Source organism: Reyranella sp. (genome assembly GCF_965279625.1).
Classification (GTDB): Bacteria; Pseudomonadota; Alphaproteobacteria; order Reyranellales; family Reyranellaceae; genus Reyranella.
The window spans coordinates 5,709,900-5,735,415 of the sequence record NZ_OZ257251.1; the positions used below are offsets into that span (position 1 = coordinate 5,709,900).

Sequence of the window (25,516 nt, forward strand, 5' to 3'; positions counted from 1 at the left end):
TTTCGCAAGCTCCCCTGGACGCTTCTACGCTGATTTCTTGAGGGTTTGGAAGGCGGCCAGCGCCCGGTCGCGGGCGGCGCCGTGCTCGACGATGCGCCCTGGGTAGTCATTTGGCGGCATCGCCGCTGTCCATGGACGGTGGATCGCATCGTTGGGCAGGTGTGCGATTTCGGGAACCCAACGCCTTACATAGTCGCCGTCGGGGTCGAACTTCTCGCCCTGCAGGACGGGGTTGAAGACCCGGAAATAGGGAGCGGCATCGGCGCCGCAGCCGGCGACCCACTGCCAACCGGTGGCATTGTTCGCGAGGTCGGCATCGACCAGCGTATCCCAGAACCAGCGCTCGCCCTGGCGCCAGTCGATCATCAGGTCCTTGGTCAGGAAGGACGCCACGATCATGCGGACGCGGTTGTGCATCCAGCCGGTCGTCCAGAGCTCGCGCATCCCGGCATCGACGATGGGATAGCCCGTGCGGCCGCGTTGCCAGGCGGCCAACGCTTCGCCCGGGTCGGTCCAGGGAAACGCATCGAACTCGGGTCGGAAGTTCCGCTCCGCCAGATCGCCATTGTGGAACAGGAGATTGTAGGCGAATTCCCGCCATCCCACTTCCGCGAGGAATTTCTCGGTGGCGGCCGACGCGCCGCGGGTCATCGCGGCCTGCCAGATCTGGCGGGGGCCGATCTCGCCGAAGGCGAGATGCGGGGACAGGCGGGACGTTCCTTCCACCCCTGGCAGATCACGGGCCTGGCGATAGTCCTCGATCGCGTCATCCAGAAAGTGCGCGAGCCGTTGCTTCGCGCCGTCCTCGCCGGGCGTCCAGCCGGCGCGCAGTCCACCGGCCCAGTCAGGCGAGGTCGGCGGCAGGCGCCACCCCGCCAGCGGTTCACCGGCCGGCCAGGCCTCTGGCGCCGCCAGGCGCTGCGGTGCGGGCAGCGGCGCAGGGGGCGGCGGCAAAGCGCGGCAGGCTCGCCAGAAGGGTGTGAACACCTTGAAGGCGCCACCGCTCTGGGTCGTGACCTCCCACGGCTCGAAGAGAAGGCTGGCCTTGAAACTCTCGGCCGCGACGCCCCTCGCGGACAGTGCCTTCTTCAGGCGCGTATCGCGCTCGCGGCAGCCGCGATCATAGGCGCGGTTCCAGAAGACCGAAGTGGCCCTGCATTCGGCGACGAGTTCGCCAATCACTTTCTCTGCCGGACCCCGGCGCAGGATCAGGCGGGATCCCAGCCGGCGCAGGGATGCGCCGAGGGTGTGGAGACTGTGGTGCAGCCACCAGCGCGAAGCGGCGCCAAGCGGCCTGACGCCGTCGGTCTCCTCGTCCAGCACGAACACCGGCACGACGGCATGGCCCGACTCCAGCGCCTTGATCAGCGCGGGATTATCCGAGAGGCGAAGGTCGCTGCGGAACCAGACGATCGAAACCGACATGTGCAGCATACGCACATGGCGAACGAACGGATGATCGGACGCGGCTAGGTCAGGAGCGGGGGCAGTTGGGCGCCGGCCGCATCTCCAGGCTTTGGAGGTCCGCCGTCACGGTGAGCATGCCGGTATCGACGGTGAGCCGATCGAGCACGCCATTCTCGAAGACCTGCGCCGTCACCGAAAAGAGCGGGCGCTGGGCCTGGTCGCGACCGCGCGTGAAGGTCATGGCTACCGGCCAGGACTTTCCCTTCGGCGTGGCGACGGGCTTGTCCGTCGGCCGCGACGCCCGGAGGCGGCCGTCGTCGAGTTGCGTCACGTCGATCAGGAATCCGTCCCCCATCACCTCGGGGTCGAACATCAGCGCAGGAAACGAGGCGGCATTGGCACGGAGCCGTTCTGTGAGGTGGTCGATCGCCGCAACCGGCATCAGGGTGGCGAAGGGCAGGAGGACCTGGGACGGCTGAGATCCCGCCGTCGCGATCTCTGCCCGCAACTCGCCTTTCGCGCGCTCGACGCGACCCTTGGTTTCGCGCGTGTTGCCATTCTGAATTTGCGTGGTGCGGTATCGGAAATTGTTGCCGCTGCGCGGCTCCTCGGCATCGAGCTTGGAGGACAGGCTCATCTTCCACGAAGCGGTCAGCGCGATCTCGGTCGCGATGTCGCGCTTGAGATGCCAGCCTGCGCAATCCTGCGTGAGGTCATGGACAGCGGTGCCGATGCGAGGCGCATTGGCGGCGGCTCCCAGTCGCAGCACATACTCGGCGCGATGCGGCTGCATCTGCGCGAAGGCCAACTGTGGTCCACACAGGACAGCAGCGACGACGAAACACACAAGGCGATGCATGGCGGCACCTTGCGCATGCGCCCGCATCAGGTCAATCGTGCTTCACATGAAATTACGAGAGATCGTGGCAGCATTCTGGCAGCGCTCCGTCCCGCCACGCCTATCCGGAGTCTCGCTGGCGTTTCCTCGATGATGGGTCTGGAGTTCATCTGCGCGGGCGAGCGCCTGGAGGCGCTGCCGATGGGCGCCCTGCACTGGCCGGCCGAGCGATTGCTGGCCGTCGCCGACCTGCATCTGGAGAAGGGCTCTTCTTACGCCGTCAATGCCCGCAAGCTTCTGCCGCGCTACGACACGAAGCAGACGCTCGCCCTGCTTTCGACGCTGATCGATGCCGTGCAGCCCCGAACGATCGTCTGCCTGGGTGACTCCTTCCATGACCGTGCAGCCGTCGAGCGCCTTCCCGACGCTGAGCGCAGCGAGATCGAGCGGCTCACCGCCGCAACACGCTTCGTGTGGATCGCCGGCAACCACGATCCGGCGCCGCCGCCGGCGGGCTGGGGCGAGATCGCCGAAGAGATCAATGCGGGACCGCTGATCTTCCGGCACGAGGCGCTGTTCGGTCCCGCCGATGGCGAGGTCTCCGGCCACTACCATCCGGTGGCGGCACTTACCGTGCGCGGACGCGGGCTGCGTCGTCGTTGCTTCCTGACCGACGGCAGGCGTCTCATCCTCCCGGCATTCGGTGCCTATGCCGGCGGTCTCAACGCGCTCGACCCCGCGATCGCGCAGCTGTTTCCCGACGATTACGATGCGCTGGTGGTCGGTCGGGACGCCGTGCGACGCCTGTCGTGGCGGCAGCTCCGGCCCGACCCGACCTTCAGATAGGCGTTCCTAATTCGGCAGTTCGTACTTCAGCGTCACTTCGCCCAGCCCCTCGATCCTGCCGGTGGCGGTGCTGCCCGGCGGCACGAACTGGCAGGCAACCATGCTGCCCGAGGAGACGATCATGCCCTTCTTCAGGCGCTTGCCGTGCTCACCGAGCTTGTTCGCGAGCCAGGCCAGCGCGTTGTAGCAGTGGCCCAGTACGTCGCCCGAGTGGCCCTCGCGCACGACCTTGCCGTCGAAGGAGACCGAGCCGTTCAGGTTGCCGAGATCGAGCTTCGCCCAGTCCTTGTTGGGCTTGGCGAGCAGCGAGCCGCCGTTCCAGCCGGCATCCATGATCAGCGGATTGACCGCGAGGCGGCTGTAATCGGCGCCGCGGTCCTCGATCAGTTCGAAGCCGGCGCGCGCTTCGCCGACATATTGCGCGATCGAGTCCCTGTCGTAGGGCTTGGCCTTGGGCGCCGGCACGTCGGCGTTGACGATCAGGATGATCTCGAGTTCAGCGCCCAGTCGCGTCCAGCGATCGGCGCGGACGGTCGCCTTGTGCTCGAGCACGCGCTTCTTGCGGATCGGCCCGTAGGCGGGACCCTTAAGTCCGGTCTGCGCCAGGATCTGCGGTGAGGTCAGCGCGATCTTGTAGCCAACCAGCGGCCCCTGCTTGACGACCTGCTTCTTGAGGAAGGCGTCCTGGACCTTGTAGGCGAGGCGTTCGTCGTCCGTCGCGAACCGCTCCGGCCACCATCCGACCACGGCGCGCGCTCTGTCGACCTGATGCAGCCACGTGGCGGCCTTGGCGATGCTGAACGTCATTGGAGGCTCCCCCTTGCTTGATTTCTTCAACTTCGCATAGTGCTACCATGGCGACGAGAACGTTGCAGAAATTCGGACCCGTGCGCAGTGGCGCCGTCGTGGGCGTCGTGCTGGCCGGCGGCGAGGGACGGCGGATGGGACCAGGCGTGCTGAAGCCGCTGCGCGTGCTCGCCGGCCGGCCCATGGTGGCGCATGTGGTGGAACGCCTGCGACCGCAGGTAATGGATCTCGTGATCGTGGCCAACGATCTGGCGCCGGAATTCCGCGGGCTGGGCGTGCCGGTGATCGCCGATCCGCTCGATGTCCAGGAGATGGCGCAGCGCGAGGGACGGCGGCTCGGTCCTCTGGCCGGCATCCTCGCAGGCATGGAATGGGCCCGCCAGCACCACCCGCATTCCGGCTGGATCCTGACGGCGCCCGCCGACGTGCCGTTCCTGCCGCTCGATCTCACCGTCAGGCTCTGCGGCCTGATGCACGTGCCGGAGCCGGACGTCCTGATGGTGCGTCATGGCAAGCGCCGCGAACACACACTTGCCATCTGGTCGGTGAAGCTTGCCGCCGATCTGCGCCGCGCCATCCTCGAGGAGGGCATGCGGCGGGTCGAGACCTTCGCCCAGCGCTATGCCTTCGAGGAGCTCGTCTGGCCGGGCAATGCGGCGCCGTTCCTCAACGTCAACACGCCGGTCGAACTCAGCGAGGCGATGCGTCGTCTGGAGCGAGTTCGATGACGTTCCCGTCGATGACGACCTTGCCGGCATTCTCGAAATTGACCGTGATGCGGTGGCCGATCATCGACTGGATCTGGCCCAGGCCCCAGTCCGGTCGAGCGGGATGACGCACGAAGTCGCCGGGGCTCAGCAGTCCATTGCCGGGTTTGTCGAACAAGTTTTCGTTACTCCACCTCTGTGCGTACGATGGCGGCTGCCTGACGCCCTGCCGCCTCAATCTGCTGTATAGACTGGGCGTCGTCATGTCATGGAGGACACAATGAACAGCACTCGCGCAGCCATTGCTTCGGCTCTCGCCGCCGCCCTCGTGCTGCCGGCTGCCACCAGCCAGGCGCAGGGCAATATGGAGAAATGCTACGGCATCGCCAAGGCCGGCAAGAACGACTGCCAGACGGCGAAGTCATCCTGCGCCGGCACATCCAAAGCGGATGCGCAGCCCGACGCCTGGGTGTCCGTGCCCAAAGGCGCCTGCGAGAAGATCATCGGCGGCAAGCTCACGCCCAGCTGAGCATGAACCCGGTTGCCGGCATCGGGCTGCGGTCGCCGCATCTGGCGGAGATCGCGCGCGACCGGCCGGCAACCGGCTTTCTCGAGATCCACGCCGAGAACCATCTCGCGAGCTCTCCGGCGCTTCGGACCGTCGAGCGCCTGCGCGAGGACTATGAAGTCTCGGTCCATGCGGTCGGCCTCTCGCTCGGTTCGGTCGACGGGCTGGACGAGGGGCATCTCGATCGTGTTGCGGCGCTGATCCGTCGCCTCGAGCCCGCGTTGATCTCCGACCATCTATCGTGGAGTGTCGCGGACGGCCGCTATTTCAACGATCTGCTGCCGTTGCCCTACACCGAAGAGGCGCTCGAAGTCGTCGTGCGCAATGTCCTCCGGCTGCAGGACCGGCTCGAGCGGCAGGTTCTGGTCGAGAATCCGTCCTGCTACCTGGCGTTCGCGCATTCCACCCTCTCGGAACCTGAATTCCTGGCCGAACTCGTCAGCCGAAGCGGCTGCGGGTTGCTGCTGGACGCCAACAACATCGCGGTCACGGCGCATAATCTGCGGCTCGATCCCGGCGCCTGGCTCGACGGGCTGCCGGCATCGGCGATCGGTGAATACCATTTGGCCGGTCATGCGGTGAACGATGCGGACGGCAAGCCGATCCTGATCGACGATCACGGCAGCCGGGTCGGCGAGTGCGTGTGGGCCCTGTTCGACGAGATCGTGCGCCGCTACGGCCCGCGGCCGACGCTGGTCGAATGGGACACCGATCTTCCGGTTCTGGACGTGCTGCTCGACGAGGCAAGGCGGGCGGGGCGAGCGCTCGACATCGCGGTGGAGACCAATGCTCGGGCTGCGTGATCTGCAGGCGGCGTTCGCGGCCCACTTGAAAGGCGAGGAGGGCTCCGGCCTCGCCGACGCCGTCGTGGGCGACACGATTTCCGCCCCGGCCCGTCTCCGTGTCCATCGCCATCACGTGGCGCAGAGCCTGGCGGAGGCGCTCGCAGCCACCTTCCCGACCGTGCAGGCGATCGTCGGTAAGGCGTTCTTCCGGACCATGGCCATTGAATTCGTCGTGGAGAACCTGCCGGTGCAACCGGTGCTGGCGGAGTTTGGCGAGGGATTCCCGGCGTTCGTTTCGGACTACGGTCCTGCGGCCGCTCTGGCCTACCTCGCCGACATGGCCCGGCTCGACTGGGCCCTGAACCTGGCGTTCCACGCGCCGCTGGTGGACAGGCTGGCCGCGCCCGACCTTGCCGGGCTCTCTGCCGAACGCCTGTTCGAGCTGAAGGTGACCCTGGCGGCCGGTTCGACCCTGGTCAGTTCGCGCTACCCGATCGATCGAATCTGGCACGCGTCGCAGCCGGGTGCGACCGTCGGGACCGTATCCCTGGAGGAGGGACCGGCCTCGGTGGTGGTCCTGCGTCGGGCGTACGATGCCGCTTTCGCGAGCCTCGCTCGGGCGGAAGCGACGTTCCTGGAGGCGCTCGGCGGGGGCGCCAGCCTGGGCGGAGCGGCGGAAATTGCGTTAGCCGTCGAACCTGCCTTCGATCCAGCCAAAACCCTCGCAAGACTGCTGGCTTTGCAGGCATTTGCTGCACTGCAGCATTGATAGTGAGGCCGAGGCCTAAAAGGCTCGAAACTTGGGGATTATTACAACCGCTGTAATTGTTGCGCTGCACGGCTGAATCGGCGCGCGACCCCGAAACGATCTTGCTCCGGGAAGGCCCGTCCCTATACTCCGCGCGCTTCGAAAAGGGTCTGCCTTCCCCTGGTGGACTATCGTGGCTTCGAGTGGAGTTGCCGACGATGTCGATTACGTTGCCGCAGAATTATCGGCCGACAGAACGTGAAGCTTTCATGAATCCGATGCAGCAGGAGTACTTCCGGCAGAAGTTGCTGAAGTGGAAGGGCGAGCTGATCGAGGAATCCAACCAGACGCTCCAGAACATGCAGGAAGAGAGTCTGGCGCAGCCCGATCTCGCCGATCGCGCGACTGCCGAGACCGACCGCTCGCTGGAGTTGCGGACCCGGGATCGTTTCCGCAAGCTGATCTCCAAGATCGACCAGGCGATGAAGTCGATCGACGAAGGCACTTACGGATACTGCGAGGAGACCGGCGAGCCGATCTCGCTGAAGCGTCTCGAGGCACGACCGATCGCGACCCTGTCGGTCGAGGCGCAGGAGCGCCACGAGCGCATGGAGCGCACCCGCCGCGACGAAGGCAACGACTGAGGAATAAAAAAGGCCCGCGTGAAGCGGGCCTTTTCTTTTCTCGGGTGTGACGACCTGGCGCTCAGGCCCTGGCTTCGTCCTGCATGGCCTGGCGGTTGAGCGCGCGGCCGGCCTGACCGCCGCCGGGCTTGCCGTCGCGCCAGGCGAAGGCGCCGTTGCAGATCACCGTGTCGATGCCCCTGGCCGGCGAGATCGGCTTCTCGAAAGTGGCGGTGTCGATGACTGTCGCCGGATCGAAGATGCAGAGATCGGCATAGAAGCCGCGCTTGACCTCGCCGCGCTTGGCCAGGTGGAAGCGCTGCGCCGAGTAGGACGTCATCCGGCGCACCGCGTCTTCGAGAGGGAACAGCCCGAGGTCGCGCGAGTAATGGCCGAGCACGCGTGGGAAGGTGCCCCACAGGCGCGGATGCGGATGGGCGTCGAACGGGATGCCGTCCGAGCCGATCATGGCGCCGGGATGGGACATCGCCGCCTGCACGTCCTTCTCGTCCATCATGAAGTAGATGGCGCCGGCCGGCTGGATACGGTCGGCGGCCTCCTTCATCGAGCAGCCCATCTCCTCGGCGATCTCCCTGAGGTCGCGGCCGCTGAGACCCGGGACCTTGTCGGACCAGGTGATGAGGACCTTGTCGGCACGTTCCAGCATGTCGCTGCGCAGGATCGTCGAGCCGGCAACGTAGGGGTAGACGTCGAAGGCGATCTGCTGCTTCTTCATCGCTTCGTTGAAGTGCGGCAGCGTCTCCTTCATGCGCCCGAAGTTGGAGCGGCCCGAGCACTTGTGGTGAGAGACGATGATCTCGGCACCGACGCGGCGGCCGATCTCGAACGTCTCGTCCATCGCCTTCAGGATATGGTCGCCCTCGTCGCGCATGTGGGCGGTGTAGACGCCGCCCCAGCGACCGAGCGGGGTGGCCACGTCGACCACTTCGTCGGTCGAGGCGTGGCTGGAGACGGCATAGAACAGGCCGCTCGACATGCCGATCGCGCCCTGCTCGAGGCTCTGGTCGAGCAGTTCGCGCATCTGCGTGATCTCGGGGGCGGTGGCGACGCGGTTGAGGTCGTCGCCCATCGAGTTGATGCGCAGCGTGCCATGGCCGATCAGGAAGGCGCCGTTGATGGCCGGGTTGGCCGCATCGACCTTGCCCGCGAACTCCGCGAAGTCCTTGGAGAGGTTCTCCTTCTTCTTGATGATCAGCGACATCCAGTGGCCGACATCGGGCCGGACGTACGGTGCGGCGGAGACGCCGCAATTGCCGCACACCACGGTCGTGACGCCCTGGCTGGCCTTCATCGCCATGGTCGGATTGTCGATCAGCGCGGTGTCGTCGTGCGTGTGCACGTCGATGAAGCCTGGCGCCACGACCTTGCCCGTGGCGTCGATCTCGTTGTCACCGCGGAGCGTGCCCGGCGCCTCGATCGCGACGATGCGGTCGCCCTTCACCGCCACATCGGCGGCGAAGAGCTTCTTGCCTGTTCCGTCGGCCACCTGGCCGTTGCGGATGACGATGTCGTAAGTGGCCATCTGAAAAACTCCTGGAGAAAACTCTTCACCTGCCCCGTCTCACGGGGGAGGCCGGGAGGGGGAGGGCAACGCGGGAACCTTGGGCCGGGGAAAGATCAGGCTGGTGGCTGTCCCCCTCCGGCCCTCCGGTCTTCATCCCCCGTAGGACGGGGGATGAAGACCGTGGGCGCAGCGGCGTAACTCTAGACTTCGTTGCGGCCGAGCCGCATGTCGAGGTCGAACGGATACAGCGGCCGCTTGACCCGCTCGTACTTGAAGAGCTTGAGGTCGGAGGCGGTGCAGCCGTCGCCGTCGCACATCACGATGTGCTTGGCGATTGGCTCGAAACCGGCGCGGAAATGCTGGCGCGACTTGATCAGCACGTACTTCTTGCGCCGCGGATCGATGCCGCAATGGGTGAAGACGCCGAGATCGTAAGGCTCGGCACGCTTCTCCGACACGACGATCTGCATCTTGCCGGTGTCGAGCACGGCGGTGCGTCCCATGCGCACCGTGGTGCCGGTCGCCATCGGGCCGGTGACGGTGAACTGGCCGTCGGTGATGGCCTTGACCTTGCCGGTGACCTTGAGCGGCTTGCCCTTCAGGCCCATGGCCGGCATGTCGATCTTGCCGCCCAGCTCGAGCGTCACTTCGGCGCCGACACCGGCCTTGATCATCTGCTCGACGCAGGCCGGATCGCAGATCGGGCCCGCGACCGCGTCCTCGAGCTCCTGCTTCATCGCCTCTTCGATGACGCTCATCACGTCCTGGGTACCGCCCGAGGCGGTGTTGTCCCCATGGTCGGCCATGACGACCGGATAGTCGATATAGCCCTTGGCGCGCCCGACCTGGACCGAGAGCGGCTCCGGATGGAACAGGAAGCCTTCGCGCTTCTCCCAGGCCGTATCGAGGATGCGGTTGAGCAGGATTTCGCCTTCCGCCGTCCGCTTGTCGCAGACGATGACCGAGGAGAGGGCGAGATGGGGGATGTCGGCCTGCGGGAAGCCGCCGAACACCGAGGCGTTCAGGACCTGTCCGGTGTCCTCGGCCTGGTTGGCCATGCCCATCAGGGTCTTCATCGGCTCGCGCGAGGGGGTGTGGACCAGCGAACTGCTCATGATCGGGCGGCTGCCCCAGACCATCTTAGGGTCGATTTCGCCGGCCAGCATCCTCATCAGGGTGCGACCCGACCGGCGGGCCGTGTCGGCCATGTCGATATGCGGGTAGGTCCGGTAGCCGGTCATGATCGTGGCGCCGTTGACCATGGCGTCGGTCATCTGGGTATGGAAATCGAGGGCGACGGCGATCGGCACGTCGGGCGCGATCTTGCGGAGGCGGTTCAGCAGTTCGCCTTCACCGTCGTCATAGTGCTCGGCGACCATTGCGCCGTGCAGGGCCAGCAGGACCGCATCGCAGCCTTTCCTGACCTCGTCCACGATGGCCGTAGTCATCTGCTCGTATGCCGCTTTGGTGACCAGGCCCGACGGATGGGCAGAGGCGGCCATTGGGACGGTGAACTCGGCGCCGGCCTTGCGCGCCACCTCAATGAAGCCGCCCAGAGAGGTATTGGTCCCCTCGGCCTCCTTGATCGCACTCGGTCCGCTCAGCGAGCCGGCCCGGGCGAAGGACTCGATTGGGGTGGGCAGGGGCGAGAACGTATTGGTCTCGTGCATCATCATGGCGACTACGAACTTCTTGGCCAACAACCCCTCCACTTGAGCTTAAGTATTTGAACATCTTACATAATCCGCACACCACGCGCGTTTGCCGAAGCAATGCGCTCAGTGCAAAGCTGCATCGCACTATTCTTGTGCGTTGCAAAAACGCCACACCGCCGGCCCTACATCAACGAGCGCTAAATATGTGAATTCAGGGCTCTTTTTCGCGCTTGCATTCTCTTCGCAGGTGCACCATTCTTTGTGGGCAGCAAACGCTACCTCGGTAGCCGCATTGTTTGCTGTATGCCCGTCTTGGGCGTTTCCTCCCTAAACTCGGGCCGCGCTAGTCGCGGCCCCTTTTTTTTTGCGCGGTCGGCTTTTGCGCAGGCGGCTGGATCGGGTGATTTACTCGGCGGCGAGCGGTCGCGGCGGCGGCAGCGTTTCCTGAGCCTGCTGGGCCATCGTCTCCAGCAGGCCGGTCATGAGCCGGGCGATGACCCCGGCCACGGGAAGCCTCTCGTGCCGCGCCTCATCCATGTAGAGTGATCGGTTGATCTCGATCTGCAGCGTATGCCGGGCGAGGGCGGGCCTTCCGTAGCGCTGCGTCGTGAAGCCGCCGGCATAAGGCTGGTTGCGCAATACGCGCAGGCCGCCTGCGCGGAACCACCGTTCGGCGGCGGCGGTGAATTCAGGCGCGCACGCCTCGCCGTGATTGTCGCCCAGCACGATGTCGACCCTCTGATCGGGGTCCCGCGATCCCAGATTGGAGGCCGAGGAGGGCATGGAATGGGCATCGATCAACAGGGCGCCGCCGAAACTGCTGTAGGTGTTCTCGACCAGCAGGGAGAGGGTCTGGTGATAGGGACGCCAGCAGGTCTCGAGCCGGTGCTCGATCGTCTCGGAGGGGACCCGGCCGCGGTAGATTGCCTCCCCGCTGGCGGCAACCCGCGGAATCATCCCGAGGCCGGCCGCTACCCGCGTGGTCCGATGGTTAAGCGGCCGCGGCAGAGGCCCCTCGAACATGCCGGGATCGAGTTCATAGGGTTCGCGGTTGGCATCGACGTAGGAGCGGGGGAAGCGCGCGGCCAGGAAGGGCATGCCGAGCGACGGCGCGGCAGCGAACAGCTCGTCCACGAAGGCGTCTTCCGCCCGGCGGAGCGCGGAGAGCGAAACCGCCGCCTGTTCGAGGAACGAGGCGGGATAGATCGATCCGCTATGCGGCGACGCAACGACGACCGGCACGGTCTGTTGCGCCGGCAAACGGCAATCCAGGGCCTCGTGATCGGTCAGGACCGGGGCGAAATCCATTCTTCGGTCATAGCCCGCGAATCCGGTCGCGTCACGCTTCGCGCACTTGCCAATCCGTTTGCGGCAATGTAGACGACCGGCCTCCGCGCTCCGGGGCGTTTCGAAACCCGGGCAGCAGCAGGTGATGGGCGCGTAGCTCAGCGGTAGAGCACTGTCTTGACATGGCAGTGGCCACAGGTTCGATCCCTGTCGCGCCCACCATCGCCTTCTCTTTCCAGCACCCCTTGATCGAAACCGGTGTCCAAGGCACCACTAGGGAATGGCTGGAGTTCCGATGTCTGATTTCTTTTCGCTTTATTCCCATGAGTTCGTGCGCGTGGCCTGCTGCGTGCCGCGCACCCGCGTGGCCGATGCGGCCTACAATCTGGCCGAGACGCTGAAGCTCGCCAGCCAGGGCGATGCGGCGCGGGCGGCCGTCATGGTCTTTCCCGAACTGGGGCTCTCTTCCTATGCCATCGAGGACCTGCTGCTGCAGGACGCGCTGCTCGACGAGGTCGAGCGGTCGATCGCCAGGGTCGTCGAGGCCTCGCGCGATCTCTTCCCCGTCCTGATCGTCGGGGCGCCGCTGCGCGTGACGAACCGGCTCTACAACACCGCGGTCGTCATCCATCGCGGCAAGGTGCTGGGCGTGGTGCCCAAGACCTTCCTGCCGAACTATCGCGAGTTCTACGAGAAGCGTCATTTCATCTCGGGCGCCAACGTCATCTGCCAGGAGCTCGAGCTGGCCGGACAGACCGTGCCTTTCGGCACCGACCTGCTGTTCAAGGCGACCGGCCTCGATCTCACCTTCCATGTCGAGATCTGCGAGGACGTTTGGGTCCCGATCCCGCCGTCGAGCCATGCGGCGCTGGCGGGCGCCGAGCTTCTGGTCAACCTGTCGGCCAGCAACATCACCATCGGCAAGGCCGAGGCGCGGCGGCTGCTGTGCGGCAGCCAGTCGATGCGCGCGGTCGCTGCCTACGCCTACTCGGCGTCGGGGCGGGGGGAATCCACGACCGATCTCGCCTGGGACGGTCACGCCGCGATCTACGAGCTGGGTGACCAGCTCGTAGAATCGCAGCGCTTCGAGCTTGAGTCGACGATGATCCAGGCCGACGTCGATGTCGGCCGCATCCGCCAGGAGCGGCTGCGCTACAACGGCTTCGCCGACTGCGCGCTGCAGGAGAAGGAAAGGGTCGAGCGCTTCCGGCAGGTCCGGTTCGCGTTCGATCCGCCGCAGGACCGTGTCGCGCTGGACCGCGCCATCGAGCGCTTCCCCTACGTGCCGTCCGATCCGGCCAAGCTGCGCGACAATTGCTACGAGGCCTACAACATTCAGGTCCAGGGGCTGGCGCAGCGCCTGCAGTCGAGCCGCACGGAGAATGCCGTCATCGGCGTCTCGGGCGGCCTCGATTCGACGCATGCGCTGATCGTGGCCTGCCGCGCGATGGATCAGCTGGGGCTCAGCCGCAAGAACGTCTTCGCCTACACGATGCCGGGCTTCGGCACTTCCGACAAGACGCACACCAATGCCTGGCGTTTGATGAAGGCGCTCGGCGTCACAGCGGCGGAGATCGACATCAAGCCGGCCGCCACCCAGATGCTGGCCGATATCGGCCATCCCTTCGCCAAGGGCGAGAAGCTCTACGACGTGACGTTCGAGAACGTGCAGGCGGGCCTGCGCACCGACTATCTGTTCCGCCTGGCCAACCAGCAGCGCGGCATGGTGGTCGGCACCGGAGATCTGTCCGAGCTGGGGCTGGGTTGGTGCACCTACGGCGTGGGCGATCACATGTCCCACTACAATCCCAACGGTTCGGTCTCCAAGACGCTGATCCAGCATCTGATCCGCTTCGTCGCCGCCTCCGGTGACGTGAGCACGGACACGGCGGAGATCCTGCACGACATCCTGAACACCGAAATCTCGCCCGAGCTCATTCCGGCGGGGGAGAAGGGCGTCGTGCAGGCGACCGAGAGCTTCGTCGGTCCCTATGCGCTGCAGGACTTCAATCTCTTCTACCTGACACGGCTGGGCTACCGGCCGTCGAAGATCGCCTTCCTCGCCTGGAATGCCTGGCACGACATGGAGAAGGGCGCCTGGCCGGCCAACCTGCCGGAAGGAACGCGGCGTGCTTACACGCTCGAAGAGATCCGCAGCTGGCTCGCGCTGTTCCTGCGCCGCTTCTTCACCAACCAGTTCAAGCGCTCGGCGCTGCCCAACGGACCGAAGATCTCGTCCGGCGGGTCGCTCTCGCCGCGCGGCGACTGGCGGGCGCCCTCCGACGGCAGCCCCGACGTGTGGCTCGAGGAGATGAAGGCCATCCCGGGGACCGGCGGAAAATAGCTGTAGCGATTTTCACGCGGCGAGCGGGCGGTCGTTTGCGCGCTCGGGCCAAAATGCTACTGACGCTCGAAGCAAGCGCGTAGGAGGATACGATGCCGCTCGAAATCAAGAAGACGGTCCAGCAGATGGTCGACGAGGCCAACAGCCAGATCGAGACGCTGTCGCTGGCCGACGCGATGAAGATGCACGGCCAGCCGGACGTGACCTTCATCGACATCCGCGACCCGCGCGAACTGTGGCGCGACGGCACCATTCCCGGCGCCATCAACGTGACGCGTGGCATGCTGGAAATGTGGATCGATCCGCACAGCCCCTACGCCAAGGATTACTTCCAGACAGGCAACAAGTTCGTGTTCTTCTGCGCCGGCGCCTGGCGCTCGGCCCTGTCGACCAAGACGGCGCAGGACATGGGCCTCACCCCGGTCGCCCATTTCGAAGGCGGCTTCGGCGCCTGGAAGAAGGCCGGCGGTCCGGTGGAGACGGTCGAGCCCAAGAAGTAGGTCAGTCGTGAGCGTCGAGCCGCCCGCCAGCCAACCTACCGTGCCGCAGCCGGTCATCGACGACATTCCCGAGTTCACGTCGATCCCGGCCTATGTCGCCCGGCATGCGCTGAGCCATCCGGGCAAGCCGGCGGTGAAGTGCGACGGCGTGGTGCGGAGCTGGCAGGCGTTCGACGCCCGCATCAACAGGATCGCCCGGCGTCTGTCGGAAATGGGACTGGGGCGCGGCGACAAGATCGCGATCCTGGCCGCCAACTCGATCGAGTATCTCGAGACCTTCATGGGCGGCCTGCGGGCCGGCGTCTGCGTCGTGCCGCTCTCGACGATGGCCGCCGCGGACGCACTCGAGAAGATGCTCGACGATTGCGACGCCAAGGTCCTGTTCCTGTCGGACCAGTATCGCGCTCTGGTCGAGCCGTATGAGGGTCGCCTGGGCAAGCTCGTGGCCGGCGGCCGCATCGCCTACGACTTCGGCCGGCCGGGGTGGCAGGATTTCGAAGCCTGGCTGGCGCCGGCCAGTGACGCGCCGTTCGAGACGGGGATCGGTCCGCTCGACGACTTCAACATCATCTACAGTTCCGGCACGACCGGCCTGCCCAAGGGCATCCTTCATTCGCACGCGCTGCGCAGCCAGCTTCCCGTGCGCTTTCCGGCCTTCGATTACGGGCCGGACACGATCTCGCTGGTCTCGACGCCGCTCTATTCCAACACCACGCTGGTCGCGCTGCTGGCCACCGTCGGCGTTGGCGGCACGTCGATCCTGATGCGCAAGTCCGACGTGGTGAAGTTCCTCGACCTGGCCCAGGCCGAGCGGGCCACGCATGCCATGCTGGTGCCCGTCCAGTATCAGCGCATCCTGGCCCATCCCGATTTCGACAAGTACGACCTCGGTTCCTTCAAGGCCAAGCTCTCGACCAGCGCGCCGCTGCGCGCCCAGGTGAAGGCCGACTGCCTCGCGCGCTGGCCCGGCCGGCTGATCGAGATCTACGGCCTGACCGAGGGCGGCGGCAGCTGCATGCTCGAAGCCAACCTGCATCCCGACAAGCTCCACACGGTCGGCAAGCCGGGCTTCGGCGTCGAGCTGAAGATCCTCGACGAGCAGGGCCGGGAGCTGGCCCAGGGCGAGGTCGGCGAGATCGCCGGTCGCGCCGAGATGATGATGAAGGGCTACTACAAGCAGGACGACAAGACCCGCGAGCTGTTCTGGCACGACACCGACGGCAGGCTGTTCTTCAAGTCCGGCGACATGGGCAAGCTCGACGAGGACGGGTTCCTGATCCTGCTCGATCGCAAGAAGGACATGATCATCTCGGGCGGCTTCAACGTCTACGCCGCCGACATCGAGGTGCTCCTGCTGAAGCACCCCGACGTGATCGACGTCGCCGTGATCGGCGTGCCGAGCGATCAGTGGGGCGAATCGCCGATGGCCTTGTGCGTGCGCCGCGCCGGTGCGACGGTTGGCGAGGAAGCGGTGCGCGAATGGGCGAACGGCCAACTCAGCAAGACGCAGCGACTTGTCGCCGTCGAGTTCCGCGACTCGCTTCCGCGCAGTACCATAGGCAAGATCATGAAGCGCGAACTCCGCGCTCCCTACTGGGAAGGTCGGACGGCCAAGATCTGACGGCCAAGATTCGAGGATTAGCATGAGCGAACCGACTCTCCGTTCCACCCATCTCTTCACGCTGGCGCTCCAGGTCGATCCTAACTTTGTCGATGTCGGCGAGACGCCCTATGGCCGCCGTCGCATCGCGACCGTGACGGGCGGCACGTTCGAGGGCGAGGAATTGCGCGGCACCGTCCTGCCAGCGCCGGCCGGCGACTGGCTGCTGCTGCGGCGCGACGGCATCCTCCAGCTCGACGTGCGGCTCACGCTCAAGACCGACGACGGACACCTCATCTACATGAGCTATCGCGGCATGCGGCACGGGCCGGCGTGGGTGATGGAGCAACTCAACATGGGCTTGAAGGTCGACCCCAGCCAGTATTACTTCCGCGCCACGCCCTGGTTCGAGACGGCGTCGGAAAAGTACCGCTTCCTCAACCGCATCGTCTGCGTCTCGACCGGCCGGCGCGAGGCCGCAGGACCGGTCTACGAGGTCTTCCAGATCCTCTGAGGGGCGGTGCCGCGCATCGCGATCAGCGCTCGCGCTGTGGGCTGTTCGTCAACCCGCTGCCGACCAACGGCCCGACTCCACCGATCCGTCCCGACGCACACTCAGCAAAGAAGGATGTATCGTAGGATCGGTGTTCTCCAGACCAGGGACCAAAGACGACCCTTTACCTTTTCGTAGGCATCGGCGTCTCGACTGGACAGGACTTCGACACCTTGCCGGCGTAGTCGGCGTACGACTGCGCTTTGCCATGTGCGCTGCTCCTGGGTGCCGGTACTCTCCGGCAGGCGAGCGAGGCCACGTATATGGCTGTAGGCTTCAAGAGACCAGCCATCCGGTTCGCCACGCTTGGCATAGAAGCTCACCGTATAGCCGATGGTCTGGGCACTGGGCAGAACCCGGCACTGACAAACGACGAGCGCAGAGTCCCGTCGGTCCGATGATCCTGGCGAGACCACGGCTATCACGCTTCCAGCTCGAAGCGAGACGAGAGGGTTGCCGTCCGAGCGCGCTCTGCGTGCTCCGGCTTTCCGGGGGCTGGGAATCGATGCATTTGGCTTCCGTGGAACTATGAAGCGCGATCGACCAGATTGAACGGGGCGATGGCACAAGGGATGGGTACAGTCCCGGACAACGGCAGGAAACGCAGCTCCTACATTGTTTCGATATGCTGCTGCGGGCTGACCCGAAAGGTCCGGCAACAACAACCTTGCATCTCTGGATACGTAGCCCGATGGCCAGGCGAGCCCACTTCGTGCCGAGGCCGGACGTGCCGCCGCAAGTGTGTTTCCAGGAATTTCTGACGAGGGAGCGAAACGAGCGGAAACAACTCCGAGCGTGTTCGTCTTAGACACAAGGAATGCGCCTCCAGATAGTGACCGGGAAACCAAGCGAGGACACTAATGAGCTGGCGCTCCTGCATTTCCCGCGGCCTCGCGTACGCGCTCGTCGTTGTGTCTCTTGTCGTAGCGCTGTTTGTTGCAACATCGGGCGGCAACCACGGAATGGATCGCGGCATGGATCGCCCCTCGGATCATAGAGGCCTTTCCAGGTGACAGAAGCGCGGGTGCACCACCGTGATGTCGGCGCGGAGGTCAGATGCCGGTCTGCATTCGGCGTTCGTCGGCGCTGAGAGCGTCAGTCAGTGCTTCATCGCTTCGATTATGGCGCGCCCGACGCATTACCCGCGCGTTCAATTCCGCCCGCTGGCGGCTTCTGCGGCTTCCTGGAGGGAGCGCTCGGTGGACTGCCCGATGCGCTTCCGCCGCGGGCTTCCTCGGCAGTCAGCTGGCAGTCGCGGTTGCGATCGTAGCGGACGAAGACAGGATTGGGCTTGTCGGCAAACTCACGAAGGTCGACGCGCCCATCCCCGTTGTCATCGAAATATGCCAGATCTGCCTTTGCGAAGATCGGTTCGTGCTTGCCGAGGGTCGCGAACTCCTCGCGCTCCAGCACGCCGTCGCCGTTCTTGTCTGAGCGCCGGAAGAGTTGCTCGGCGTATCGTTTCCATTCCTGACAGGTCAGTACGCCGTCGAAATCCAGGTCCCAGCGCGAATAGCCTGCGAGCAATGGGTCGGGAGTCTGTCGCGGATCATGGATTGATCCTTGTACCGGCTGCGCGGGCAGGGAAGCCCCGGTACCGCTTAGCGCCAGAAGAAGAACACCTGTAGTGAAAACCTGCAGGACCCCTCGCGCAGGCCGAGCGGACGCCGCAGGAGGGCGACTCGTTCGGATCCAGGGAAGTGTGGAGGTGGACCACGCCAGGCAGACCTTGGAGAGGGAGAATGAAGGCCCTTCGTGGGGGAGGAACCCGGCGTGATCCGAGGGAACAGTGCCATACTCTTCGTGTCCTGACGCCTGCCGGGCCGTCGAGAGTTGTAACGGATTCTGTCGACCGGCCGAGCCGACATGCTTGGATACGATTGATTGGCTGTCGGCGCAGGTAACCACGCGTGCGTGCGCTGAAGGCGCAGAACGTCTTTCACCAGACGCGCGTGCGCCGCGGCTCGCGGAGCAAGCGGCTGCGAAGGCTGTTGGCCGGATGTTCACGGCGCGCCGAAAGCAATGGCAGGGACGCAGGTGCCAATGCGCCAGCTGGAGACGATGCGGTTGGCATGGCGGGCAAGCATCGCGCGGCTAGTCGCGCTGCCGAAGGTCAACGGTGCAAAGGCCGTCGCGAGGGCTGGCCTTCGCAAAGGCGCAGGCCGTGGCCCGACGCCCAGGGCGCATGGCAAGTTCGTCGTCCTGCAATTCCATATTGAGCCACACGAAGGCACGGCAACGGTCCACCGCAAATCGAAATTCATCCGAACTCCTTACGACTGCCGAATGCCGCTCCCGACCGGCGCAATTTCTGGCCGCGGCGCACGGATCGTCCAGCGTTTCGCAGCCCCGAGCGTAGCTCGTGGGAAATTCTGATCGGTACAAGAAGTTGTAACGAAACGTGTCTGCGGGGCTTGAGACAAGGTGAGTTACATGGGGTACGTAACAGTAGCCTTGGTCCGGCAACGCCGTGTTCGAGTGGCTCTGAGTGACCTCGTTCAATCCTTCAAGACGCCGTAGACCGACGCCGTCCGATAAAGCGCCGTCAATGCCTTGTCGTATTCATACAGGGGCGCATTCGTGACGTAGATGACGTCTCTGTCGCGCACATTGAACTGCTGGGCCACGAACATCGATACCGGCTGCATCAAATCGAGCCGGAATATCTTCGACCTGCTGGTCGGGTCATCGGGATCGCCCAGCCTGAATACGTACACACCGGTCTTGTTGGCGCGCTCATCCATCAGGCCGCCGACGGCGCCGAGGGCCTCGAGCAGGCTGAGGTCGGGCCGCGCAATGTCGACGTTCCCGGCCTTCATGACAGCGCCAAAGGCCGAGAAGGTCCGTGCATTCGGCCTGAGAACGATCTCGTCACCCGGTTCAATGCGGATGTCGTTGCCATTGAGAACCTTGGGAAGCTGAGTGCGCAGGAGGAGGCTGCCGCTACGGCGCACAACAACTTCCAGGTGGGATGTCGACTGCGTCCCGGTGGCCGCTCCTCCAGCCCGGTTGATGGCTTCCACGACAGTGTTTACGCCGTCGAGCGTCGAAAGACGGCCGGGGCTTTTGATCTCTCCCGAGATCATGATCGTGTGGGATCGGTCTTCGGCGAGTTCGACCACCACTTGGGGATCCTGCGTCTTGTCGGGCAACTGGGCCAGGATGTGCATTTCCGCTTCCGGGATCGTCAGTCCGGCGACGCGGATATTCCCCGCATAGGGCACTTTCACGGTGCCGGTCTCGTCGATACGACGCGCGCCGAAGCCTGCGCCACCATCCCGTAGCGTCGGGTAAGGCCCGCCTTCGTACTTCCCGTAGATCTTCACGCGTACGGTGTCGCCGCTCGCCAGCGTCGCCTGGCCGCGTTTGAGCGTCGGAGCAGGGGCGGGCGCGCTGTCGGAACGGTCAGGACGGTATGCGGCGACGGTGCTGGCATCCAGATTGACCACGTCATACGGCAGCGCAGACGTGGACTTGCCAGCCGCGTCATTCATGTTTGGGCCGGCGCCTGGCAGTATCTGGCAGCCTGCAAGGGTGACGGCCAACAGGATGGCACACAGAACGCGAACAGGTGGGCACTCACACCCCTTGACCGTTGGTCGTCGCACCTTTGTGTCACCCCGCGCTTCGAAGATGCATCTCGTTCCGGGTCAAAAGCGTGTGCCAAAGCTGAAGCGGACGTTCTGCAGCTTGTCCCAGGGCTCATATTGAAGCGGCAACGCATAGTCGATGCGGATTGGTCCGAACGGCGACGCCCATTGGATCCCTATGCCTGCCGAGACGCGCATCAGCTCGCTCGTCAGGACCGAAGTGTTGTTCGAGGTCACCGACTGCACGCCCCACAGCGATCCAATGTCCGTGAAAGCCTTGCCAACGAGACCGACTTCCTTGGGCACGAGGGGGATTGGAAACGAGAGTTCGGCCGAGGCGGTGTAGAAATACGTGCCTCCCAGGGAATCGGTGGTGTAGCCGTCACGCGGGCCGACGCCGCCGACGGCGAAGCCACGCAACGAGTCACCGCCGAGGAAGAAGAGGTTGTTTAGCCGAACGTAAGCGTTGGAATAGGGCGCTATGGCGCCCACGGAACCGGTGATCGAGGCCACGACCTCCGCGAAGAGCGGCTGGAAATACGCCGCATCGACATTGCCTCTCAAGTAGAACTGATCGCCTCCGGGCCCCGCCGCAGAGAGGCTCCCACGCAGCAGCCAGCCCTTTGTCGTGTTGAGGCGCTGATCTCTCGTATCCCACGCGACGGTCGTGGACAGTTCGGAAAGGGTCGAATAGCCGGCCTGGGCCTGGATGACGGAAGAGGCCCAGTACTGCACATCGTAAATGTTGGTCTGCTTGAGCGTATACCGTAGCGTCTGCCGGAGGGCTTCAGTATAGGCCCAGCCGCCGCGAAAGGCGAAACCGAGACTGGAATCGCTGTAGCTCGAAGTGCTCTGACGGTCGTTCTGCGTCACGAAGAGGTCGACGCCCGCCGACAATTCGCGATCGAGGAAGTATGGCTGGGTGAAGCTGATCGTGCCCTGGCTGCTTTGGGTGCCGAGAGAAACGCTGAGGTTCACGTCCTCGCCGGCGCCTCGCAGATTGCGTTCACGGACGGAGATCGTCCCGACGACACCCGAGGAGCTGCTGTAGCCGGCGCCGAAGGATATTTCGCCCGTGCTCTGCTCGACGACCTGAACCTCGAGATTGGTTTTGTCCGGCGCCGAGCCCGGTGCCGCCGCGACGTCGACCTTCTCGAAGAAGCCGAGGTTGCGCAGTCGCTGCTGGCTGCGGCGGACTTTGGCGGTGTTGAAGGCATCGCCCTCGGCCAGGCGGAACTCGCGCCGGATCACCTTGTCGAGCGTTCGCGTGTTGCCCGAAATGTTGATGCGCTCGACGTAGACGCGAGGTCCCTCCTGGACGTCGAACGTCACGTCGACGGTGTTGTTGTCGCGGTTGCGCTGGATGTTAGGGCGCACGTCCACGAACGCGTAGCCCAGCGATCCCACCGCCTCGGAAATGTTCGAGACCGACTTTTCGACCTCGTCCGCGTCGTACCAGTCGCCTGCCGCGATGGTCAGGAAGGTCTTGAGGACGTCGACGTTCAGGCCCTGGAACCGGCTCGTCACATCGACCTTGCCGAATTTGTAGCGGTCGCCCTCGTTGATCGTGAAGGTAATGAAGAACCCTTCGCGATTGGGGGCAAGCTCGGCGACGGACGAGACCACGCGGAAGTCCGCGTACCCTTCCGAGAGATAGAACTTGCGCAGAAGCTCGCGATCGAGGTTCAGGCGGTCGGGATCGAACCGGTCGTCCGACGACAGGAAACGCCACCAGGCGCTCTCCGACGTCCGGATCTTGCCCCGCAGGGTGCCGTCGCCGAATGCCTGGTTGCCGACGAAGCTGATGCGCTTCACGCCCGTGACGTCGCCTTCGTTGATCTCGAAGACCACGTCGACGCGTCCCTGTTCGAGCCTGATGATCTTGGGCTCGACCGAGGCGTTGTAGCGGCCGCTGCGGCGATAGATGGTCAGGATGCGATCGACGTCCGCCTGGACGCGCGCGCGCGTGAAGACCTGCCGCGGCTTCGACTGCACTTCGTCGCGCAGCTTGTCGTCGTCGACCTTCTTGTTTCCCTCGAACGCGACGCGATTGATGATCGGGTTTTCCGTGACCTTCACGACCAGGGTCGAGCCCTGCATCTCGATCACGACGTCTGAGAACAAGCCCGTCGCAAAGAGCGCCTTGAGCGAGCGGTCGGCCGCGGCCGCGTCGAACGGTTCGCCGACCTTGAGCTGCAGGTACGAGCGGATCGTCTCCGGCTCGGAGCGGACATTACCCTGGATCTGGATACCAGCAATCGTGCCTGCGGGGGCGCGCTGGGCGACTGCAGGCCAGGCGATCGCACACAGGGCTACGAGGGTGAGCAGTGCCTTGCCGAAGGAGGTCCAGCGATACATGCCCGGCCGTGCGGTGGAGTTCAACGCCGGCAACGTATGCCACGCTCGACATGGTACCCACGCGCTGGTGCAATGCTTCCGCTCACACGAACCTCCACGACGATTTGAACGCTTCACTCGGAGTAGCTGTGTATGGCTGACGAATCGGGCGGACGAAGAGCGCGCTTGCTCGAGATTTGTGTCCGCACCTTTCTGATTCAGGATGAGAAACAACTGGAAGGAACAAACTCGAGGCGATCCGCAGAGGACGTAGCCGTGCATGAACACACACGATGGTGACCGCCCGAGCGGGTGGCCGGACGGTGCCGCGAGAGTCTGGATTGTGTGGAAGGCGAGAGCGGCGAAGTGCTTCGCCGCGACCCTATGGCTCGATGCCGTACTTCGTCAGGAATTCGTTGAGCTCCTGAAGCGGCGTCGCAAGTCCAACGAGATAGTGACCCTGCATGAGGATCTCCTCGAGTACCATGGCCACGACCTGGCCATGCGAGAGTGCGACTTTGACGCCGTCCGGCTGCTGCCAGATGAAGGTAGACCCTTGCTCGGCCTTCAGTGCGTTGAGCGCAGACACGGTGCTGTCGGAGAGCGGGGACATGGTGCCGGCGAGTATCCCGATGACATTCCCTTCCTTGTCGAAGAGGGGGCTGCCGGCCAGGCCAGAGTTGTAGTTGCCACCGAGAATGAGCTTGCTGAAAGACCGCCCGGGCTCGATCTGCATCCGATAGATGCCCGACACGTATCCCAGAAAGAGACGGGCCGAATTGCCGATGTGTCCCGCAGGGTATCCTATGGTCGCCGTTGCGGTGCCTATGGGTACGTCCTGCAGCCGTGCAAGCTCCAGCGGCCGACCGGCAATCGGTGCTTTCGGCAGCAGTATGGCGAGATCCATTTGCGGGTCCCGCGCAATCACCTCGGCGATGATCTCGTCACCGGACGGCAGACCGACGATCACGTCGGTGCAGCTGCGGATTGAACTGTTGGATGCCAGCAGGTATCCGCTCTTGTGCTTGAACGCCGTGCCAACGATGCCGGAAGCCTCACAAGTGATGCGGACGATGGAGGGCGCTCCATCGGGAAACCGTCCTTCCGGGAGCATCTCCGGGGCGACCGCCACGTTTTCATCTGTGGCGAGCGGTCGTGTCTGCGCCGATGCACCGTTGACGGATACGACGCTGGCGGCGGAAAGAAGAAGCGTAGCGGACATCAGTCGGCACGCGCGGACCCATGGCGCCTCGATCCGATTGCTCATCTCGACATCTCTTTGCGGAGGTGAGCGGCCGCTAGGCGGGCATGTCCGCGCGTGCGGTAGGAAGAACCGCTCAGTGCAGCATAGAGGTGCGATACCGCAAAGAAGCGGAAGCGGCGGTTATGCTCGATCAGAATGCCGGCAGGTTCGCCCCAGACCTCGATCACGTACGGGTCACTCATCGTGTGGACGCCTCATGTCGTTGCTGTTCGCTTTGCGTGTCCCATCGTACGAGGTCGGGACTCGCCCTGGAACATGGGCGGCCGAGCGATTTGCTTCTGAAGATGTCGCGATTGGAGATGGCAACGTGTCGTGACAAGCGATTCCCGAATGTCACGTGCGTCATCACCAGCGCGAGCATCGGCCTCTCTAGTGGCGATAGATTTCCACGAACGCGATCGCGGGCGGGCTGTTAGGAGAGGGGCGCTGTGTATCGGTCTGCGAAGGCCAACCCAGGCCGGGTGGTCGAGCGGGAAGAGGATCCCTTCCGGCAATCGTACCGCGCCTGCCATGTCAAAGGATGCCGATAGGATTTCGGCGTCAGCGGGCGTCGCTTGAAGGACCTGGCAAGGGCCCGCGCCTCCTCGTCGGCACTGACTGGATACCGGGCGAGGAAGCGCGGGTGCCGGTCGCCGATGAGACGTGAGTCCCATCGGCGACCGGCCATCGGCCAGGGGGCTGGTTCATTGGCCGATGGATGGAGAAACGTTAGTGACGCAAAGACAGAAAGTGTGGCGGCATAATGTGCGCGCAGCTACGGATTACGGTTTGCCAAACCGGTACGTCGCCCCCAGCATCACCGAGATATCGTTGTTGGTATAGGTGCCGGGATTTGTCGTTCCGTAGTAGCGCGCATCGAGGTTGACGCGCATCGACGGGCTTGCGTTGTATCCGACGCCCAGGATCGCCTGGTAGGCAAAGTTGGTGCTGCACATGCTGCAGCCACTGCCCAGGCTGGGGTCCGCGAAGGCCATGCCGATGCCGGCACCAGCATAGGGTGTGATGATGTCGCCGGGCCGGAAGTCGTACAGGCCGTTCACCATGGTGGAGAGCTGCTTGGTCTGGCCGGTCGCCCATCCGTTGGGGGCCGGGCCGTTGCCGGAGTTGTTACGATACATGACCTCCAGTTCGAGCCGAGGACCGAAGAAGTCGTAGCCGGCAACGCCGCCAACGGCATATCCGGTCTGGTTGCTATTGCCATTGCTGTTCAGAAGCCAGTTGAGGCCGCTCTCCAGGCCGACATAGAAACCCTTGCCCTGAAGCGATGAGGCGGCCTGTTGCGCGGATGCGGCGATCGGTGCCAACGCGAGCAATGCACCAACCGCCGGAAGTGCGATCTTCAGGGCGCGGTGGCGATAGGATTCCCGTTGCACGGAATGGACATGCTCAAGCGATGACGTCTTCTTGCGATTTCTCGCCATGTTGGTTCCTTTCAGGGGGCGCTCGATGTGAGCGCACGAAACCTACGCGTTGGCGCCCCAGCTTTGAATGCTCGGCGGCGGCGGACTTGTTTCTGTGCGTGTCGATGTCCC

23 protein-coding genes and 1 tRNA gene are annotated in these 25,516 nt (G+C 64.6%); 11 read left to right on the top strand and 13 right to left on the bottom strand.

What is annotated here, in order from left to right; genetic code table 11:
• Window positions 1-24 precede the first annotated feature (24 nt).
• Together ACQY78_RS27690 and ACQY78_RS27695 are read right to left on the bottom strand one after the other, a co-directional pair.
• The gene (locus tag ACQY78_RS27690) at window positions 25-1,425 is read right to left on the bottom strand and encodes a cryptochrome/photolyase family protein (protein ID WP_428681379.1); all 1,401 of its coding nucleotides are present in this window, start codon (window positions 1,423-1,425) and stop codon (window positions 25-27) included.
• A 49-nt stretch (window positions 1,426-1,474) separates the two neighbouring features.
• A complete protein-coding gene (locus ACQY78_RS27695; RefSeq protein WP_428681381.1) occupies window positions 1,475-2,266 on the bottom strand; it encodes an EipB family protein in 792 nt (263 codons plus the stop codon).
• A gap of 129 nt (window positions 2,267-2,395) precedes the next feature.
• Between ACQY78_RS27695 and pdeM the strand changes: the two genes are divergently transcribed.
• Window positions 2,396-3,091: a ligase-associated DNA damage response endonuclease PdeM gene (gene pdeM / locus ACQY78_RS27700; RefSeq protein WP_428681383.1), complete on the top strand. Its 696-nt coding sequence runs from the start codon at window positions 2,396-2,398 to the stop codon at window positions 3,089-3,091.
• 6 nt (window positions 3,092-3,097) lie between these two features.
• Here the strand turns inward: pdeM and ACQY78_RS27705 are convergent, their stop codons facing one another.
• Complete coding sequence (locus tag ACQY78_RS27705; protein WP_428681385.1) at window positions 3,098-3,898, bottom strand: 2-keto-4-pentenoate hydratase; 801 nt, start codon at window positions 3,896-3,898, stop codon at window positions 3,098-3,100.
• Between the two features lie 47 nt (window positions 3,899-3,945).
• Between ACQY78_RS27705 and mobA the strand changes: the two genes are divergently transcribed.
• Window positions 3,946-4,626 (top strand): molybdenum cofactor guanylyltransferase, encoded by a 681-nt coding sequence (gene mobA, locus ACQY78_RS27710; protein ID WP_428681387.1) that lies wholly within the window; start codon window positions 3,946-3,948, stop codon window positions 4,624-4,626.
• On the opposite strand, the gene ACQY78_RS27715 is transcribed toward mobA, so the two are convergent.
• Entirely contained in the window at window positions 4,589-4,783 is a 195-nt protein-coding gene (locus tag ACQY78_RS27715) for a DUF3553 domain-containing protein (RefSeq protein ID WP_422014920.1), read from the bottom strand. The genes mobA and ACQY78_RS27715 overlap by 38 nt on opposite strands.
• Window positions 4,784-4,885: 102 nt before the next feature.
• On the opposite strand from ACQY78_RS27715, the gene ACQY78_RS27720 reads away from it, so the two are divergent.
• The 4 genes from ACQY78_RS27720 to dksA all read left to right on the top strand — a co-directional run bounded on the left by ACQY78_RS27720 (window position 4,886) and on the right by dksA (window position 7,350).
• Window positions 4,886-5,134, top strand: a complete 249-nt coding sequence (locus ACQY78_RS27720) for a DUF2282 domain-containing protein (protein ID WP_425066311.1) — start codon at window positions 4,886-4,888, stop codon at window positions 5,132-5,134.
• 2 nt (window positions 5,135-5,136) lie between these two features.
• On the top strand, window positions 5,137-5,976 hold the full coding sequence (locus ACQY78_RS27725) for a DUF692 domain-containing protein (protein WP_428681390.1): 840 nt from the start codon (window positions 5,137-5,139) through the stop codon (window positions 5,974-5,976).
• On the top strand, window positions 5,960-6,727 hold the full coding sequence (locus ACQY78_RS27730) for a putative DNA-binding domain-containing protein (protein ID WP_428681392.1): 768 nt from the start codon (window positions 5,960-5,962) through the stop codon (window positions 6,725-6,727). Before ACQY78_RS27725 ends, ACQY78_RS27730 begins: the two co-directional genes overlap by 17 nt.
• Window positions 6,728-6,924: 197 nt before the next feature.
• Complete coding sequence (gene dksA, locus ACQY78_RS27735; protein WP_428681394.1) at window positions 6,925-7,350, top strand: RNA polymerase-binding protein DksA; 426 nt, start codon at window positions 6,925-6,927, stop codon at window positions 7,348-7,350.
• Between the two features lie 61 nt (window positions 7,351-7,411).
• Here dksA and ACQY78_RS27740 read toward each other — a convergent pair whose 3' ends face one another.
• From ACQY78_RS27740 to ACQY78_RS27750, 3 genes are all read right to left on the bottom strand, one after another.
• Window positions 7,412-8,872, bottom strand: a complete 1,461-nt coding sequence (locus tag ACQY78_RS27740) for an N-acyl-D-amino-acid deacylase family protein (RefSeq protein ID WP_428681396.1) — start codon at window positions 8,870-8,872, stop codon at window positions 7,412-7,414.
• A 182-nt stretch (window positions 8,873-9,054) separates the two neighbouring features.
• A complete protein-coding gene (locus tag ACQY78_RS27745) occupies window positions 9,055-10,554 on the bottom strand; it encodes a M81 family metallopeptidase (protein ID WP_428681398.1) in 1,500 nt (499 codons plus the stop codon).
• Window positions 10,555-10,914: 360 nt separating this feature from the next.
• A complete protein-coding gene (locus ACQY78_RS27750) occupies window positions 10,915-11,817 on the bottom strand; it encodes an N-formylglutamate amidohydrolase (protein WP_428681400.1) in 903 nt (300 codons plus the stop codon).
• A gap of 126 nt (window positions 11,818-11,943) precedes the next feature.
• Between ACQY78_RS27750 and ACQY78_RS27755 the strand changes: the two genes are divergently transcribed.
• From ACQY78_RS27755 to ACQY78_RS27775, 5 genes are all read left to right on the top strand, one after another.
• Window positions 11,944-12,018: transfer RNA gene (locus ACQY78_RS27755), tRNA-Val, on the top strand.
• A 73-nt stretch (window positions 12,019-12,091) separates the two neighbouring features.
• Window positions 12,092-14,140, top strand: coding sequence for an NAD(+) synthase (locus ACQY78_RS27760; RefSeq protein ID WP_428681402.1), 2,049 nt, complete (start codon window positions 12,092-12,094; stop codon window positions 14,138-14,140).
• Window positions 14,141-14,232: 92 nt separating this feature from the next.
• The gene (locus ACQY78_RS27765) at window positions 14,233-14,640 is read left to right on the top strand and encodes a rhodanese-like domain-containing protein (RefSeq protein ID WP_422014905.1); all 408 of its coding nucleotides are present in this window, start codon (window positions 14,233-14,235) and stop codon (window positions 14,638-14,640) included.
• A gap of 7 nt (window positions 14,641-14,647) precedes the next feature.
• On the top strand, window positions 14,648-16,261 hold the full coding sequence (locus ACQY78_RS27770) for a class I adenylate-forming enzyme family protein (protein WP_428681405.1): 1,614 nt from the start codon (window positions 14,648-14,650) through the stop codon (window positions 16,259-16,261).
• Window positions 16,262-16,283: 22 nt separating this feature from the next.
• Window positions 16,284-16,754, top strand: a complete 471-nt coding sequence (locus ACQY78_RS27775; protein ID WP_428681407.1) for a DUF3237 domain-containing protein — start codon at window positions 16,284-16,286, stop codon at window positions 16,752-16,754.
• 1,158 nt (window positions 16,755-17,912) lie between these two features.
• On the opposite strand, the gene ACQY78_RS27780 is transcribed toward ACQY78_RS27775, so the two are convergent.
• From ACQY78_RS27780 to ACQY78_RS27805, 6 genes are all read right to left on the bottom strand, one after another.
• A complete protein-coding gene (locus ACQY78_RS27780) occupies window positions 17,913-18,320 on the bottom strand; it encodes an EF-hand domain-containing protein (protein ID WP_428681409.1) in 408 nt (135 codons plus the stop codon).
• A gap of 971 nt (window positions 18,321-19,291) precedes the next feature.
• The gene (locus ACQY78_RS27785) at window positions 19,292-20,287 is read right to left on the bottom strand and encodes a polysaccharide biosynthesis/export family protein (protein WP_428681411.1); all 996 of its coding nucleotides are present in this window, start codon (window positions 20,285-20,287) and stop codon (window positions 19,292-19,294) included.
• Window positions 20,288-20,443: 156 nt separating this feature from the next.
• Window positions 20,444-22,765: an outer membrane protein assembly factor BamA gene (gene bamA, locus ACQY78_RS27790; RefSeq protein WP_428681413.1), complete on the bottom strand. Its 2,322-nt coding sequence runs from the start codon at window positions 22,763-22,765 to the stop codon at window positions 20,444-20,446.
• Window positions 22,766-23,102: 337 nt separating this feature from the next.
• Window positions 23,103-23,987 carry a S1 family peptidase gene (locus ACQY78_RS27795; RefSeq protein ID WP_428681415.1) on the bottom strand — a complete coding sequence of 295 codons (885 nt, stop codon included), beginning with the start codon at window positions 23,985-23,987 and terminating at the stop codon, window positions 23,103-23,105.
• Window positions 23,984-24,166 (bottom strand): hypothetical protein, encoded by a 183-nt coding sequence (locus ACQY78_RS27800; RefSeq protein WP_428681417.1) that lies wholly within the window; start codon window positions 24,164-24,166, stop codon window positions 23,984-23,986. Before ACQY78_RS27800 ends, ACQY78_RS27795 begins: the two co-directional genes overlap by 4 nt.
• 579 nt (window positions 24,167-24,745) lie before the next feature.
• Window positions 24,746-25,405 (bottom strand): outer membrane protein, encoded by a 660-nt coding sequence (locus ACQY78_RS27805; RefSeq protein WP_428681419.1) that lies wholly within the window; start codon window positions 25,403-25,405, stop codon window positions 24,746-24,748.
• Window positions 25,406-25,516: the final 111 nt, after the last annotated feature.